Genomic DNA, 1,569 nt, shown 5'->3' on the forward strand with positions numbered 1-1,569 from the left:
GACATGGGATTTCGATTTCGACGCTCGATCAAGCTCGCGCCGGGAGTCCGGCTGAATTTAGGACTTCGAGGCGCAAGTCTTTCCCTGGGACCGCGTGGAGCGAGCGTCTCGATTGGCCCGCGCGGCGTGTTTGGGAACGTGGGCCTACCTGGCACCGGTCTTTCCTACCGTGAGCGGTTGGATACGCCGGCGACCGGGCGAGAGCGTACAAGGCCGGCGCCGGCGCTTGGCACGATGGATGTCACCCTCCGGATCGGCGACGAGGGTACCGTCGCGGTTCTCGATGCGAATGGGACGCCGGTTTCGGCCGCTTTGCGGGAAAGCGTGCTTCGCAATCACCGAGAGGCTGTGATCGCGCTGTTAGAGCGCAAGTGCGCCGCGCTCGAAGCCGATGATGCACAGGTGATCTCGCCTCACTGGCAGACGCCCGCACCACTGGCTCCAGATGCGTTGTTTCTCATGGAGCCGTTTTTAGAATCCCGCCCGGTCGCGCCAGAACTGGAGACGGTCGGCGTGATCGGTGGGTTTCTGGGGCGTCGTGAACAGGCAGAAGGACGCTATCAAGAGGCGTTGACGGCGTATCGTGTTGCCATGGGTTCCTGGAGAGCGGCGGAAGCGAACCATCACGCCGCTCAGCAGGTCCGTGAACAGGCGATGGCGGGCAATTCCGATGCCATGGCGGATTGTTTTGAACGCCGCTTGGCACAGATCGCATGGCCGCGCGAGACGCAGGTGGCATTCGATCTGGTCTCCGACATTCTGCGCGTGGATGTCGATCTACCGGAAATCGAGGACATGCCACAAGATGGCGTGAAACTCCGCAAAACTGAATACCGGTTGGTCGAGACGCCCAAAAATCCGACCCTGCTCCGCAAGGAGTACATGACGCACATCCATGCCGTCATCTTTCGGATTGTCGGGGAAGCCTTCGGATCGCTTCCGACCCTGCGGGAGACCATGATTAGCGGCTACAGCCAACGCCAGAGCCGGGCAACCGGAAACATTGAGGATGAGTATCTGCTTTCGGTGCGGGTTGGGCGCGCAGCCTGGGAGCGGATCGACTTCGGACAGCTTGAAGAAATCGATCCCGCATCGGCCCTGGCACGCTTTGAACTGCGCCGCAACATGACGGCCACCGGCATCTTTAAGCCGATCGTGCCTCTGGTGTAGCGTCAATCACCCCGTCCTGAAGAGCGGAGATTGCGAGAGCGAGCATGAAGGCGCGCGTTGGTTGACCTCGACGACATGATGGCAACCCGCCTGTGATATGTTCGGTCAACGGCGGGAACGTCGCGGCCGCTTCGTCCGTCGAGCCTGGCAACCACTGCGGCCAAGGCCGTCAAAACTCTGACCAACTCAGTGGAGTGCTGTTTCCATGTCCGGGCACCTACGCAAGCTGATCGGCATCCTGCTCCTCTTCGCCGCCGTCGGCGTCGCCTCCGCGCAGGCGCTGCTCGTCTCCTGCTCATCCGCTGCCGCAAGCAGCGCTCGCCACGCCGGCGCGACCGACTAATCAACGCACGTTATGCAACGCCTACTCCTGCTGACAGCCGTCGTCTTGGTCGCCAC

At 62.0% G+C, this 1,569-nt stretch carries 2 protein-coding genes and 1 pseudogene; all 3 read left to right on the forward strand.

The genetic code is table 11. From position 1 onward, the window contains the following. Positions 1–3: 3 nt before the first annotated feature. Positions 4–159 (forward strand): annotated as a pseudogene (locus QZY07_RS27550) (DUF4236 domain-containing protein); the annotation flags it as partial. 75 nt (positions 160–234) lie between these two features. Beyond that, positions 235–1,170, forward strand: coding sequence for a hypothetical protein (locus tag QZY07_RS19125; protein ID WP_295406108.1), 936 nt, complete (start codon positions 235–237; stop codon positions 1,168–1,170). Between the two features lie 205 nt (positions 1,171–1,375). After that, positions 1,376–1,513: a hypothetical protein gene (locus tag QZY07_RS19130; RefSeq protein ID WP_295406110.1), complete on the forward strand. Its 138-nt coding sequence runs from the start codon at positions 1,376–1,378 to the stop codon at positions 1,511–1,513. The last annotated feature ends 56 nt before the right edge of the window (positions 1,514–1,569 follow it).

Source organism: uncultured Thiocystis sp., assembly GCF_903866365.1.
Lineage (GTDB): Bacteria > Pseudomonadota > Gammaproteobacteria > Chromatiales > Chromatiaceae > Chromatium.